The organism is Engelhardtia mirabilis, assembly GCF_007748095.1.
Classification (GTDB): domain Bacteria; phylum Planctomycetota; class UBA1135; order UBA1135.
Genome location: NZ_CP036287.1, coordinates 2,942,911 through 2,956,985 on the forward strand (window position 1 = coordinate 2,942,911; position 14,075 = coordinate 2,956,985).

Annotated in this window: 9 protein-coding genes; 4 read left to right on the forward strand and 5 right to left on the reverse strand. The window is 70.8% G+C overall.

Going from position 1 to position 14,075, the window contains the following annotated elements:
• Positions 1-109: 109 nt before the first annotated feature.
• A complete protein-coding gene (locus Pla133_RS10745; protein ID WP_145065017.1) occupies positions 110-637 on the reverse strand; it encodes a cytochrome b562 in 528 nt (175 codons plus the stop codon).
• A 97-nt stretch (positions 638-734) separates the two neighbouring features.
• The gene (locus tag Pla133_RS10750; RefSeq protein ID WP_145065019.1) at positions 735-1,709 is read right to left on the reverse strand and encodes a histone deacetylase family protein; all 975 of its coding nucleotides are present in this window, start codon (positions 1,707-1,709) and stop codon (positions 735-737) included.
• Between the two features lie 379 nt (positions 1,710-2,088).
• Between Pla133_RS10750 and Pla133_RS10755 the strand changes: the two genes are divergently transcribed.
• On the forward strand, positions 2,089-3,102 hold the full coding sequence (locus tag Pla133_RS10755) for a DUF6268 family outer membrane beta-barrel protein (protein ID WP_145065021.1): 1,014 nt from the start codon (positions 2,089-2,091) through the stop codon (positions 3,100-3,102).
• 83 nt (positions 3,103-3,185) lie between these two features.
• Here the strand turns inward: Pla133_RS10755 and Pla133_RS10760 are convergent, their stop codons facing one another.
• Positions 3,186-4,046: a sugar transferase gene (locus tag Pla133_RS10760; protein WP_145065023.1), complete on the reverse strand. Its 861-nt coding sequence runs from the start codon at positions 4,044-4,046 to the stop codon at positions 3,186-3,188.
• A gap of 277 nt (positions 4,047-4,323) precedes the next feature.
• Here Pla133_RS10760 and Pla133_RS10765 point away from each other — a divergent pair, with 277 nt between their 5' ends.
• Positions 4,324-6,165 carry a carbamoyltransferase family protein gene (locus tag Pla133_RS10765; RefSeq protein ID WP_145065025.1) on the forward strand — a complete coding sequence of 614 codons (1,842 nt, stop codon included), beginning with the start codon at positions 4,324-4,326 and terminating at the stop codon, positions 6,163-6,165.
• 27 nt (positions 6,166-6,192) lie between these two features.
• On the opposite strand, the gene Pla133_RS10770 is transcribed toward Pla133_RS10765, so the two are convergent.
• A complete protein-coding gene (locus Pla133_RS10770) occupies positions 6,193-8,703 on the reverse strand; it encodes a P-loop NTPase fold protein (RefSeq protein WP_419192355.1) in 2,511 nt (836 codons plus the stop codon).
• A 258-nt stretch (positions 8,704-8,961) separates the two neighbouring features.
• Between Pla133_RS10770 and Pla133_RS26170 the strand changes: the two genes are divergently transcribed.
• Positions 8,962-9,174, forward strand: coding sequence for a hypothetical protein (locus tag Pla133_RS26170; protein WP_419192356.1), 213 nt, complete (start codon positions 8,962-8,964; stop codon positions 9,172-9,174).
• Positions 9,175-9,374: 200 nt separating this feature from the next.
• On the forward strand, positions 9,375-12,410 hold the full coding sequence (locus tag Pla133_RS10775) for a hypothetical protein (RefSeq protein ID WP_145065029.1): 3,036 nt from the start codon (positions 9,375-9,377) through the stop codon (positions 12,408-12,410).
• Here the strand turns inward: Pla133_RS10775 and Pla133_RS10780 are convergent.
• The gene (locus Pla133_RS10780; protein WP_419192357.1) at positions 12,395-14,074 is read right to left on the reverse strand and encodes a thiamine pyrophosphate-dependent enzyme; all 1,680 of its coding nucleotides are present in this window, start codon (positions 14,072-14,074) and stop codon (positions 12,395-12,397) included. The genes Pla133_RS10775 and Pla133_RS10780 overlap by 16 nt on opposite strands.
• Position 14,075 lies beyond the last annotated feature (1 nt).

Here is a 14,075-nt window from a genome sequence, read left to right on the forward strand (position 1 = left end):
GGGCGGCGCCCACTTCAGTTCGGCTCGAGCGCGAATCGAGTGGCTGGGTCCATATGGACTCGCAGCGGCGAGGTTCGCCGCCTCGACCGCGGACTCGGCCCCGCGGCTGCTACCGTCCGCCTTCGCCTCGTTCACCGCGCGGGCTGCGCTCACCGCGCTCGCCACCACCGCCCTTGAACTTGTCGTGGCCCTCGCGCTCCATGGGCCGCACTCGCTCGTCGTAGATGGCCTGGGCCGCTTCGAAGTCGCCGTCCAGGAAGGAACGCTCGAGGTCGATCAGGTTCGTGAGCAGCGTCAGCATCGTGCGCCGGTAGTCGGTGACGAATGCCGGACGCTCTTCCTCGGACTTGGCTTCGGCGGTCTCCGGGATCTCGCCCTTGGCCTGGATCACGGCCGCTTGCATGTCGCTGACGATCGAGAGGCAGCCGGCGGCGTCCTGGCGGGCCATCATCGCGCGCAGCGCGCGGGTACCACCCTTGAGGCGCGACATGGCCTGTTCAAGGGGCCCCTCTTCCTCGTGCTCCTCGCTGTGCTCTTGCGTACCCCGCTCCTGCTGGAGGGTGCCGGAGTTCTGGACGATGGGCAGGAGCAGCGGGGCGGCGATGGCCGCGAGCATCAGGACGGGTCGGCGGAGCATGATCGTTGGTCGTAGTCGGGTGCGGGGTCGGCGTGCCACCTACGGAGCGGCACGGTGTGCGTGGGCTTGGGCTCGGATAGGGTCGTTTCAGTCGCGATCAAGACCGCTCGGATCGATCGCCGGAGGCGGACGCGCAGCCTAGCAGCTCGGCCACATGGGCCGTGGCGCTGGCCGCCAGGGCGGTGAGGTCGTAGCCGCCTTCGAGCACCGACACGACGCGCCCGCCGCAGGCGCCGTTGGCGAGCTCGACCAGCCCGGCGGTGAGCGCGGCGAAGTCGTCGTCGACCAGAGCCGTCTGCGCCAGGGGATCGTCGCGGTGGGCGTCGAAGCCGGCCGAGATCAACAGGAGCTGCGGCCGGAACCGATCCAGGGCAGGCAGGACGTGGTCCTCGAGCGCGGCCAGCCAAGCGGTGCCGTCGCTGCCGGCGGGCAGGGGGCAGTTGAGCGTCGCGCCCTCGCCCTCGGCCACACCCCGCTCCTGCGCCCGACCGGTCCCCGGATAGAGCGGGAACTGGTGCAGGCTGGCGTAGAAGACCGACGGGTCGCGCTCGAACAGGTGCTGGGTGCCGTTGCCGTGGTGGACGTCGAAGTCGACGATCGCGACGCGCTCCACTCCGGCGTGCTGCTGGGCCCAACGGGCGGCGACGGCGACGTGGTCGAACAGGCAGAAGCCCATGGCCCGGTCGTGCTCCGCATGGTGCCCCGGCGGGCGGGACGCCACGAAGGCCGCCTTCGCCTCGCCCGACATCACCGCGCGCGTGCCCTCGACAGCGGCGCCGCTGGTGGCCAGGGCGGCGCGGAAGGATGCGGAGGTGGTGAAGGTGTCGGGATCGAGCATGCGCCCGCCGGCCCGCGAGGCCGCCTCGACCTGGGCCACGTAGTCCACCGCGTGCACCGCCTCGATCCAGGGTCGCTCGGCGGGGGCCGGGGTGCGCTCCACCAGGCGCGCGGCAAGGCTGCTGGCGCGCAGGGCATCGACGACCGCCGCCGCGCGCTCCGGCCGCTCGGGGTGCTCGGTGGTGGCGCGGTGCTGCGCCTGGGCGTCGCTGTGGAAGAGGAGCAGGTCGGTCACGTGGGTGCCCAGTCTGACAGGGCGCGGGGCACGGGTCGATCCGGTGGCGCGACCTGGGAGCGGTGTGAATGAACTTTCACGCCGCGCGCCGCTGGGGGAAGGACCTTCCTGCCGCCCAGGGAAGGATCTGCCCGGTACGGAAGGTTCTTCCGCCCCGCGACACGCCGAGTCGCGAGCCGAGGAATCCACTGGCCCGCGGCGCTCGCCAGACGGGGGTAGTTTTGAGTGCACGGCCAAGTGGGGTCTCCGTGGGGGGGATCGGCGCGGCGGTGTGGGGGTCAGCACGACATCAGGGGGGCGGCGCATTCCGATCGCGCCGCCTGTCGAGCGGGCACCGTGACTCGAACCAAAGGGCGGGACCCAGGTCTCGCGACTTCCGATGTTCCGACGCACCGCCGCCGCGGGCGCGTTCCTGGTCCTCGCGGCCGGGAGTGCCTCCGCTCAGTCGATCGTGCGACCCGTTCCGCGGGTCGCCACTCACGAGTTGGCCAGCCTCTCGATCACGCCCGACCTGGGTCAGGGCCCGGGTTCGACCTGGGAGATGATCGGGCCGCAGCCCGACTCCGCGTCGGCCTCCGACGGGGTCACCGCGGCCTTGCAGGGGCGCCTGTGGCTGCAGCCCGACGCCGACTTCTCCGACACGGCCGGCACCGTCGCGACCCAGCGCGCCGGTTGGGACGTGGTCGTCGGTCGCCGCACCGAGTCCGGCCTGCTCCTTGCCGTGGGCCTCGAGAGCGAGGCCTCCTTCTACGACTTCGGCGGGACCCTGGGCCTGGTGCCCGGTGCGCCGGACCCCTTCAACGACCTCTACTCCACGCGCCTGGGCACGACGCTCTACTCGCCGCTCAGCAAGCGCTTGGACCTGTTCAACGGGGTCGAGTTGACCTTGGCGGGCGAGGACAACGTCGATCCCTTCGACGGGTTGACCGTGGGTGGCTCGACCGGCCTGGCCTATCGCGCCGACGACGACTTCGAGCTCTCCTTCGGCCTCGCGGCGGCCTCGCGCCTCGAGGACGACGCCTACCTGCTGCCCTTCATCGGCATCGACTGGCGCGTCGCCGAGGGGACCCGGCTGGTGGCGGAGGGGCCCGAGGTGCGCCTGGAGCAACGCCTCACCGACACGGCGACCCTGACGCTCAGCGCGGAGTACGAGATCCGCCAGTTCCGGCTGAACTCCGGTGGCGTGCTCGACGACGGCGCCTTCCGCGACGAGCAGATCGACCTGGGCGCGAGCCTCGCCTGGCAACCGACCGCGCGCACCCGTGTGGAGTTCGGCGCGGGCTACACGGTCTGGCGCGAGCTGACCTTCCTCGGGAACGACGGCTCGAGTCTGGGGCAGAGCGAGACCGAGCCCGCGCCCTACGGCGCTCTGACGATCTCGCTGACGTTCTGAGCGGCGTCGGTCCCTTGCGGCGCTCGGATCGACGGCGCCGGGACCATCGGACCGCACCTGGCTGGCGCCGAAACCGGCGCCGGTCAGTTCCAGACCGAGTTCGGCGTGGGCCGACGGGCGGCCTCGCGCTCGGCCGCCGTGCCGGTCATCTTCTCGTGCCAACGCCAGCCGTCGAGCTTGAGCATCGTCACGGCGGTGCGCCAGACGATCCACAGGTCGAGGCCCAGGCTCAGCCGCCGCACGTACTCGGCCGAAAGCTCGAGCTTCTCGCAGTAGGCCTCGACGCAACGCCCGGTGTAGCCCTGTTGGACCTGGGCGTAGCCGGTGATGCCGGGCTTGGCGACCAAGCGCTGGGCGAAGCCCGGAACGGCCTCCTCGGCCCAGGTCTCGATCTCGACCATCTCCGGCCGCGGACCGATCAGGCTCATGTCGCCGAGCAGCACGTTGATGAGCTGGGGCAGCTCGTCCAGGTGCGAGTTCCGCAGCAGCTTGCCGAAGCGCGTCACGCGCAGCCGGTCATCGCCGGAGTGCCACGAGTGGTAGCTCCCCGAGCGGCTCTCGCGCATCGTGCGGAACTTGTAGATGCGGAACTCACAGCCCCGGTGACCCACCCGCGTCTGGGCGAACAGGATCTCGCTCGGCCGGCGGAAGAGGCAGAGGTTGACCAGCGCGATCGGAACGGCGAGCGCCAACGCCAAGGGCGCGGTCAAGACCAGGACGGCGAGGTCGAACAGGCGCTTGCCGCGACGGGCGTAGAAGTTGCCGGGCAGTTCCCAGCTCGGAGCGTCGGGCGCGGTCGCATTGGCCATCAGGGCCGCCACGGAGGTCCCCGGCAGGGACTCCTGGGGCAGGGCCGGCCGCGGCTCGATCGACGGGCGCTCGACGCGCTTGGTCTGTCGCTCGCCGCTGGGGCGCAGGGGGGGATAGGTGACTCGTTCGATCATCGCGCTGACCTTGGACGGTGCCACGAGGGGGCAGCCGCTCCGAGGGCATCGGCTCACCCGACGACCGGCCTTAGCGCCCAGCGGCCGGTTTCTCGCGACTGGCAGCGCTCGCAGCCCGCCCGCGGCCAGCGGTGAGGCCGGCGAGCCTTCCCCTGCATGGGATCCGCGCCCGCGGCGTCCGTCCGGCGCTCATCCGTTCCGGGACCTGGCGCCGATGAGCGCCCGGGCCCGACCCCCTTTCCCCTCCGCACGAGCTGACCGACCCCCGTTCGAATCCATGCACGGACGCACAGTGATCCTGGGCCTCAACGCCTGGCACGGCGACTCCGCCGCCGCACTCATCGTCGATGGACAACTCGTGGCCGCGGCCGAGGAGGAGCGCTTCCGGCGCGTGAAGCACTGGGCCGGCTTCCCGTCCCAGGCGGTGCGCTACTGCCTCGAGTCGGCGGGCCTGACCCTGGCCGACGTGGATCACGTGGCCATCAACCGCGACCCCCGCGCGAACCTGCTCTACAAGCTCGGCTACGCCCTGCGTCGTCGGCCGAGCTTCCGCCTGCTGCGCTCGCGCCTGGCCAACGCCAGCCGGGTGCGCGACCTGCGCGCGGAGCTGATCCGCGGCCTGGGCGCCTGCGGCGACGACTTCCGCGCCCGTGTCCACCACGTCGAACACCACCGCGCGCACCTGGCCAGCGCCTACCTGGTCTCGCCCTTCCAGAGCGCCGCGGTCGTCTCGGTCGACGGCTTTGGCGACTTCTCGAGCGCCATGTGGGCCCACGGCCACGGCACCGACATGGTCGAGCTCGGCCGCGTGCGCTTCCCGCACAGCCTGGGCCTGTACTACCTGGCCCTGACCCAGCACCTGGGCTTCCCCAACTACGGCGACGAGTACAAGGTCATGGGCATGGCCGCCTACGGCGAGCCCGTGTACCTCGACGCCCTGCGCAGGGTCGTGAAGCTGCGCCACGACGGCGGCTTCGAGCTGAACCTCGACTACTTCGTGCACCACAAGGGCGGCGTGCCGATGACCTGGGACGGCGGCGAGCCGCGCCTGGGCCGCGCCTTCTCGCCCAAGCTCGAGGAGCTCCTCGGTCCGGCGCGCTTCGTCGACGAAGCACTCGAGCAGCGCCACTACGACCTGGCCGCCTCGATCCAGGCCATGTACGAGGAGGCGTTCTTCCACATGCTGTGCGCCCTCCATGCCCAGACCGGCGAGACGTCCCTGTGCGTGGCCGGCGGCTGCGGCATGAACAGCCTGGCCAATGGCCGCATCACGACCCAGACGCCCTTCGAGGAGGTCTACGTCCAGGCCGCCGCCGGCGACGCCGGGGGCTCGATCGGCGCCGCCGCCGAGGTCTGGTGCGGCGTGCTCGGCCGCCGGCGTCTGTTCACCATGGACCACGCCTACTTCGGGCCGCAGTTCGACGCCGAGGAGATCGGCGCAGTCGTCGCCGCCGCCGAGGGCCGCATCGACTCCGAGGGCTGCGAAGCCGTGGTCGAGTCCGACGAGGGCGCCCTGTGCGAGCGCGTCGCCGAGGCGATCGCCGAAGGCAAGGTCGTGGGCTGGTTCCAGGGCCGCATGGAGTGGGGCCCGCGGGCCCTCGGCAACCGCTCGATCCTGGGCGACCCGCGCCGCAGCGACCTCAAGGACATCCTCAACCTCAAGATCAAGCGCCGCGAGTCCTTCCGGCCCTTCGCGCCGTCCGTCCTGCGCGAGCACATGTCCGCCTGGTTCGACCAGACCGGCGACGTGCCCTTCATGGGTCAGGTCTTCCCGATCCGCGAGGAGAAGCGCGACAAGGTCCCCGCCGTCACCCACGCCGACGGCACCGGCCGCCTGCAGACCGTCGAGCGCGCCACCAACCCCCGCTACTGGCGCCTGATCCGCGCCTTCGAAGAGCGCACCGGCGTGCCCATGCTGGTCAACACCTCGTTCAACGAGAACGAGCCCGTGGTCTGCCACCCGCGCGAGGCCCTCGATTGCTTCCTGCGGACGAAGATGGACCTGCTCGTGCTCGGCGACCACCTGATCGAACGCGTCTCCGTGGCCCAGGCCGCGAAGAGCGTTGCGGCGGCGCTGCCGGCATCGGGCGGCGTACCGGCCGAGCCGAAGCGCGGTTGAGGCGCGGGCCTGACCGCGGCCGGGACCCTACTTGGCGACCGACGAAACGGGTCGTTCGTAGACCGCGCCGACTTGCTCCGCGATGGCAATCAGGATCGAGTCGTCGACGCCCTCCAGGGCCCGCCGACCGAGCACTGCCTTGGCCAGGAGATCGGGCGATCGGTCTTTCCCTAGTGAACGCAGGATCTCCCTCGCGAGCTGATAGCGGGCCACGAAGCACCGCACCGACCGTGGACCGGAGCGACTCGGACCCTCCTCGTGTCCGAGTCCGCGCGCCGCGGAGCGAATGGCCCGGCGTTCCTCAGCGGTGAAGACTGCACTCGGCTCGAGAGGCGCGGCCGGTTCCGGTGGCTCAACGACGTGCTCCTGGAGCGGCGGGTAACCGGAGCCGTCGGACCCGCGGAGCTCTAGCATCGCGGGAGGCGTCGCCCGAGACTCTTCGTCCACGTTGCCGGTAGCGGCCTCGAAGTCGTCGACGTCATCTGCATCTTGGTCGGACCCGCCCTCGGACGGGGTCGACTCCGCAGATTCGGTTGGCCTCGCCACGGGCTCCTCCACCTCCTCTGGGCCGAGAATGCCGGCGGCGACCTCGTCCAGCTCGTCGGGCGAGATGGGGCCCAAGCGCAGGTAAGCCACGAAGATCTTCTCGAGGTTCTCTTGCAGCACGTCCAGGTCGTCGAGACCCTCGAATGCGGTGCTCTTCGCCTGCTCGTTCGACGCACGCAGGGTCTCGTACTTGGCGAGGATCGCGCGACCGAACGCGACCTCGTCCACGAGCATCACGACGAAGAGGCGCCCCTTTAGCCTCGGTTGCTCGAGGAACAACTTAAGGGACTCTGCAATCTCGAGCATCGCCTTGGGTTCGCAGCGGTCGAGGTCGTCGACGACGAGGATGACGCGGTCAGGATGAGGACCGCCGTGGGCGGCGGCGATCCAGAACCAATAGGCGATGAGCCAAGCGACGCACGCTCCAGTGCCGAGCGCCAAGACCGCGATACGCCCGGTCCAAGGGTCCGCTCCAAGGACTCTTGTGGTCACGGCGCAGGTGACGACTGCGCCGACCACAGTCGCCACTGAGACGAGAAGCGCGCCGCGCCAGGCAGCGAAGGCCGCTGTGGTCTCGTTCTGATCGTCCGGGCCATCGCGGGCGGTCGGTGTCCAGGCGCGGATGAGTGCTTCCAAGTCGTTCCCGAGTACCGCCTGAAGGCCGAGATGCGCTTCGTGTCGGGCCACCGCTAGAAACCGCTTGCGAAGGAGGCCCGCCCGGCTGGTCATGGCGGCCAGCAGGTTGAGACCAGCAAGCAAGCCCCCAGCGCCCGCCAGCACGTCGAGGGCTGCTGACCCTCCGTCCTGGAGCGGCACCAGAACCAGCAGCACGAGTAGGAGAGACCATACGAGCGGCGCAGTGCCGTTCTTGATCAGGGCTGTTCGAAGAGCCAAGCCCAAGCTGCGCGCCGTCGAACCGTCGACCGCCCGTCCGCGAACGGTCTCATACAGATTCACCCAAAGTCCTGGCGTCGAGGGGTACTTCCAGGCGCTGAACTGAACCGTGGCCCAGTTCTCTCGCTCCAAGCGCTTGCAAACCAAGTCCATCAGGAAGGTCTTGCCACGTCCCCAGTGACCCAGCAGTCCGAAGCACAGCTCATCCTGCGCCCCGGCGAAGAACCGCGCCAAGGCCTGTGCGTACTCCCTTGCGTGCAGACATGCCTCTTCGGGCGTCGCGTTGGCCCGGAACCAAGCTGGTAGGCGCGATGCCAAGACCTGGACGAGTTCCGGTGCCCTCTCGTCTGCGGCGCTGGGCGTGATCGCGCCTGAGTCCGAGACTTCCGCGCCCAGGTCCACAGCCCGTCGCTCAGCCAGATTGAGGACCTCATTCAGCCCTTCGATGCCAAGTCCAGGCGGCAAAGTGCGCAGGGCGCGTGCGAAGGTCGCCGGCATCCAGTCGGCGGTGGAGAGGGTGAGCCCCTTCCTGGCCATCTGGAGCGCTTCGTCGGGGCGACCGCGGTAGAGTGCGATCTCGGCGAGGTCGAAGAAACACCAGGGGGTGTCTTCGGGGGGGTCTGCGAAGGCTTGCTCCGAACGGTGTTCCTCCGCCTCGTCCAGCAGGTCTGAAAGAACCTCGAGCTCGAGCTTGCCGCTCGCTCGTGCCTGGAGCTTCACCGCCATCAACACGGGGTACGGGTCTCCCTTGGAACCGATCGCCGCAGTGAGATAGCAGTCGAAGGCCTGCTCCTCCTCACCGGCCCTGTACAGGAGTCCCCCCAGGCTCGCGAGCGCATCGAAGTCCTGCGCGTCGATCTTGATCGCCCGGCGCAGCTCCCGCTCGCCCGCGCGGGGGTCCTTGCGGCCGTCGAGCTTGTTGAGCGCGATGCCCAGCTCTCGCCAGGCAGGAGCCGAGGATTCGTCGATCTCGACCGCCTGGCGGAGCGAGGTGACGGCGTCGATCCAGCGACCGTTGGCCTTGGCCTGGCGAGCGATCTCGAGGAGCTCGGCCGCCTCCTTGGGCGACGGCGACTCGGAGCGAGGCGACTCAGTCATCGTCGGCGTCGGAGTCTCGGATCGATGCGGTTCGGCATCTCCGTTCCGACGCGCCTTGGCCAGAACGTCGCGCATGGTGCGGGCCAGAGCGTCGGACGACCTCTCCATGGAGTCGGTACTTCCCAGGTCGTACGCGACATTTCGAGTCATCGGGCGGCGCGCAGGGACTTCTACCGAGTGGGGACGCAGGACGACCGTCGACAGCCCTCGCGCCTGACGGTCCTCGATGGCCTTGTCCAGCAACAGCCGAGGTGTCCAGTGGAGATCCACGACGGCGATTGGAGCCTCGAGCACGGCCGGCCAGAAGTCGATCATCTCGATCTTCTGGTCGCGGGACCGAAGCGAGACGTGGGCCGGGCGGTAGATATCCAATCCCGCGGAGTCCCGACGCGTGGCACGCTCGACGGCGGGCTTGACGACGACCTCGACCAACTCGTCGAGATCGATGACGGCGTCGTTCTGGATGAATGAGTGCTTGCCGGACGGAATCAGCACCAAACAAGTGCGGTCCAGATTCTCCGGAGGGGGCAGGTTCGCTTCAGGCAAGGCTCGCGTCTCCTCTCTCGTGGCTGGACGATACCAGCCGAGCGAGCAACCATCGTCGATGTACTCCTGGCCTGGCATCGCCCTAGAATCTCGCCCGCCCCTCGCATCCGCTGGCTGCCCTCCCCTTGACCTTCGACTGGCTCGACGTCGCCGCCGCCGGTGGCACGGACTTCACGCCCACGGCGACCGCCGACTGGCGGCGTGCGGTGGAGTGTTTGCCGGTGCCGCTGTGCGGCGATCCGCGGCTGGACGAGCTGCACGCGGTGGTGGATCGGTGGGGAGAGCGGCGCGGGGCTCTGCGCTGCGATCCGCTGCTCGAGGACGCGGCGCGCGCGCGCATGTTGAGGAGCGTGGATGCGGAGGCGGCGCGGGAGGTCGAGCCGTTCCTGCCGCTCCTGCGCGAGTCGCCGATCCTCTTGCAGCACGTCTACGTGCTCGCCAAGCAGACCCAGGAGGAGGCGCGGCTGCACTTCCTACCGCGGGCCCTGGTGCGTTTCGGGGAGCGACTCGCCGACGTGCCGATGGGCAGTGACGCGGAGCTCAGCCTGCGGCGAGCCCTGCGCGCGACCCTGGACGATCTGCTCGCGCGCTACGAGGGCCTGGCCCTGGTGGCGGGGGAGCTGATCCACGAGGGGGTCCAAACGCGCCGCGGCGAACGGGCGCGGGCCGGGCTCGAGGACTGTGAGTACGCGGCCCTCGTCGAGCTGGGCCGCCAGCGGGGGCTGTGTGACCTCGACCCCGAGGGCGAGGATCGGGGCCACCGACTCGACGCGCAGCTCGACTCGCAGCTGCGGCGACATCCGATCAACACGCCAGCCCTGCGCGCGGTGGCCCGGCGGGCTTTCGAGGAGGGTCGCAACGATGGTCACGAGCTGGCCCTGGATGCCTACGGGCGTTCTCTCGAGCTGCTCGAGGCCCTCTCGCGGCGGGTGGACCTGCGGCGCATGGCGCGCCTGCGCGAGGGGCTCGAGGGCACGGACGAGCGGCTGCGGCAGTTGACCCTGGCGGAGCTCGCGCGGCACCTCCACACCGACCATCGGGGTCAGGCGACGCCCGAGCAGCTCGCGCGCCAGGCCCTGGCCGCGGTGCTGCCCAAGCGCGGTCCGCGTCGGCGCTTTGCCGAGTGCCTGCTCGACGGGGACCGGGACGGGGCTCGCGCGACCCTCTTGTTGCTCGAGTTGAAGGGACTGCCCTTCGACCGCGGTCGCAAGGTCGAGGCCCTCTATCGCGAGGCCGGCTGCGAGGGCATCGCGCGGCTCGAGCAACGCTTTGCGGCCGAGTACGCCGACACGGCCCGCGACGCGACCTGGCTGCGTCTGGTCAAGGGCGCCTCGCGCTGGATGGCCCTGGCCCTGGGCGACGCGGGCCGCGCCGAGCGCCTGCGGCCGGTGGGCCCCGGACTGCCCCTGGCGACGCTGTTGGATCTCAAGCTGCGTCCGGCCGACCGTGCGGCGGTGGAGCGACTGCGGCGGGGCGACCGGGCCGGTGCGGAGCTCGGTCTCCTGGAGCGCGCGGTCGAGCAACGCAGCGCCGAGGGCGTGGTCGCCTGCCTCGAGGGCGTCGACCCCGAGGATCTGGAAGAGGTCTGCGCTCGCTTCCTGAGCGACAGCGGTCGTCCCCTGGATCGGGTGCTGCACGAGGTGCTGGCTCCCACGCCCCTGCGCGACCTCGCGCTGCACACCGTGCGGGGCGAGGCGCGCCTGGCCAGGGCGGCGCGCCTGCGCGCCGCCCTGGCCGAAATCGGCGGCGTGACCCTCGAGGATGCCTTCGCCGGACTCAGCTCCGACGAGCGCCACCTGTTGGTGGGCGACTACGACCTGGTCTACGCCGGCGCGGCCCAGGGCACCCATCGCACGCGTCTGCGAGGCATCTTCGAGCAGGACCTGCGCCGCTTGGTGGGTCGCGACGTGGCCGAGTTGGTCTCGGTCCTCGTGCGCCACGGTGGCCTGCCGCCCGAGGACCTCGCGCGCTACTACATGCTGGGCCTGGGCACGAACGTGGCGGGGCTCGTGGACCTCCTGCGGCGCTTCGACCGCGAGGGCATCGCCGACCTGGAGCGGCGCTACGACCGCAAGTACCGCCTCTACGGGGCGCGCGCCCTGGCCCGGCGTGAGACGGGCTCGCGCCTCGCGCGGGCCATTGCCGCGGAGCGGGCGCGCTTCGGACCCGCGGCGAGGCTGGTGGACGTGCCGCTCGTGGGCAGCCTCCTGCGGCGGGTCAGCCTGATCGACGGCCTGGTCGGCGACCTGCGCGGCGAGCTCTCCGGCGACGGCTGGTTCGACGTGCGCGACGCCCTGCGCGGCAAGCCCGAGGTGGATCGTCCGGGCGAGCTGGCCTCGCGCCTCGAGGAGCGGCGGGCCCACGAGTTCAGCGGCCGCCTGATGCGCTCGGCGCGCTTCTTCAAGCAACTGCGCCGCGCCGTGGACACGAGCCTGGCCAGCGCGCGGTCGGTGTTCCCGGTGGGCGTCGTCGACGGCGAGCCGATCGTCGCCCAGCTCGGTCAACGCCTGCGCTACCACCTCTACGCGCGGCGGGTCCTCTTGGCCTTCGACCGCTTCCGCGCCGCGAAGAACCGCGCCGGCGCCGCACTCGGTGATCGACTCGGAGGCGTGGGGGCGACCCTCGGCGCCCTGCTCGGCGCCTTCGTCGAGCGGTCGCTCTCGGGCCAGGTCTCCCTGTTGACCCTGGCCCTGGCCGGCACCGTCGGCGCCTTCATCGGCAAGACCCTGCCCAAGAAGTTGATCGCCGGCGACGCCCTCGGGACGGAGGAGATCGGCCTCGATCTCGTCCACGCCCTGATCGAGGGCGCGGGTCGTATGTTCAGCCGCCTGCGCCGCTTCGGCCGCTTCGCCGTGGACGGGATCCAGCGCGGCTTGGGTCGCACGGTGTTCAAGGTCGGCGCCAAGCGCACCATCGACCAGGTCACGCGCGGCCTGGCCTCGCGTCTGGGCGCGCGTCAGGACCGCCTGCCGCAACTGCGCGTGACGAGCTTCCGCCTGCGCGACGACCTGTCGCCGATCACCAGTGGCGCGGCGCGGGCGCGCTCGAACGTGATCGGCGCCGCACTCGATCACGAGCACGACGCCGGTCTGGAGCGGGTCTTCGACGGGCTGGTGGGACAGTGCCTGTGGCCGCTCGGGGACCGTCAGCTCCCGAACTGAGCGAAGAACTCCTTCAGCTTCGCCAGGCCGAACCCGAACGCCTGGGACGCCTGGATGCGCGGGGGCAGGGTGATCTCGTCGGGGTTGACGCGCACGTCGAGCAGGAACGGTCCGTCCTGGACCAGCGCCTCGCGCAGGGCCTCGTCGAGCCACTCGTGGTCGTCCACGCGGCGACCTCTCGCGCCGCAGGAGAGGGCGAAGTTCACGAAGTCGAAGGCCTGCAGCGCGGTCTCGTTCTCCGGGAAGCCCTCGACCTCCTGCTCCATCTGGATCAGGCCCAGCTTGCCGTTGTTGAAGACGATCAGGGTGATCGGCAGCTCGTGGCGCACGGCCGTCAACAGGTCACTGGGCAGCATCGAGAGGCCGCCGTCGCCGACCAGGGCCACGACCGGACGCCCCGGATGGGACAGGGCCGCGCCGATCGCGCCCGGCAGGCCGAAGCCCATGCTGGCCAGGTTGCCGGAGAGGGTGAAGCGCTGGGGCGGCGTGACCGGCATGTGGCGCGCGACCCACGCGGTGACTGCGCCGGTGTCGCAGACGAAGATCGACTGGGGATCGGCCAGCTCGCCCACCCGGCGCGCCAGGTGCTGGGGGTGGATGGGGGAGTGGTCGGCGTGCTCGAGCATGCCGCGCAGCTTCTCCCAGTGGGCCTTGGACTTCTGACAGCCCTCGAGGAAGGTGCGCTCGCCGCGCTCGGGAACGCGCTCGAGCAGCCCGCGCACCGCGGGCCCCACGTGCCCGAGCAGTCCGACGTCGATCGGAAAGCGCCGGCCCAGGCGTTCGGGGTCGTGGTCGATCTGGATCGCGGCCGGCCCGCCGTCGGGATAGAACTCGCGGTAGGGGAAGTCGGTGCCCGCGAGCAGCAGCAGGTCGCAGTGCTCCATGGCGTGCACGGAGGCGGTGGTGCCCAGCAGGCCGTGGCCGCCCATGGAGAGCTCGTGACTGTCGGGCAGGACGTCCTCGGCCTGCAGGGAGCGCACGATCGGAGTGCCGATGCGTTGGGCCAGGGCGACCACGTCGTCGACGCAAGCGCGCGCCCCGCGTTCGACCATGATCGTCGGCCGCTGCGAGTCGGCGATGCACTTGGCCGCGCGCGCGAGCTGCTCGGCCGCGGCCGTCTGTTCGCCGACCTCGATGGCCGACGAGCTGCGCTGCTCGCCGCCGGGGACGGACTCGCTGACGATGTCCTCGGGGATCGTGATCCGAGCCACCCCGCGCCGCGCCTGGGCCGCGCGACAGGCGCGGATCGCCACGTCGGGCATCTGCTCAGGGTGCACCACCGTCTGGCCGTAGACCTCGACCCCCTGGAAGAGCGCGTCCAGGTCGATCTCCTGGTGGGCATCGGTGCCGAGGTTCGCGCGACTGACCTGGCCCGTGATCGCGATCACCGGCGCGTGGTCGGCGCGGGCGTCGTAGAGCCCGTTCAAGAGGTGGATCGCGCCCGGCCCGGCGGTGCCGATGCAGGCCGCGGGGAGACCGGTGAGCTTGGCCTCGGCGCTGGCGGCGAAGGCGCCGGCTTCTTCATGGCGCACCTGCACGAACTCCAGGCGGTCCTGACGCCGGATGGCGTCGAGCACGCCGTTGACCGCGTCACCGGGGACTCCGTAGATGCGTTGCACGCCCGCATCGGCCAGAACCTCGACCAGAACTTCAGCGACGTTCACA

Bases quoted from the DNA above. Each gene is read 5' to 3' on its own strand.
- Pla133_RS10760 (WP_145065023.1), bottom strand. From the start codon at position 4,046: ATGATCGAACGAGTCACCTATCCCCCCCTGCGCCCCAGCGGCGAGCGA.
- Pla133_RS10755 (WP_145065021.1), top strand. From the start codon at position 2,089: ATGTTCCGACGCACCGCCGCCGCGGGCGCGTTCCTGGTCCTCGCGGCC.
- Pla133_RS10745 (WP_145065017.1), bottom strand. From the start codon at position 637: ATGCTCCGCCGACCCGTCCTGATGCTCGCGGCCATCGCCGCCCCGCTG.
- Pla133_RS10765 (WP_145065025.1), top strand. From the start codon at position 4,324: ATGCACGGACGCACAGTGATCCTGGGCCTCAACGCCTGGCACGGCGAC.
- Pla133_RS10770 (WP_419192355.1), bottom strand. From the start codon at position 8,703: ATGACTGAGTCGCCTCGCTCCGAGTCGCCGTCGCCCAAGGAGGCGGCC.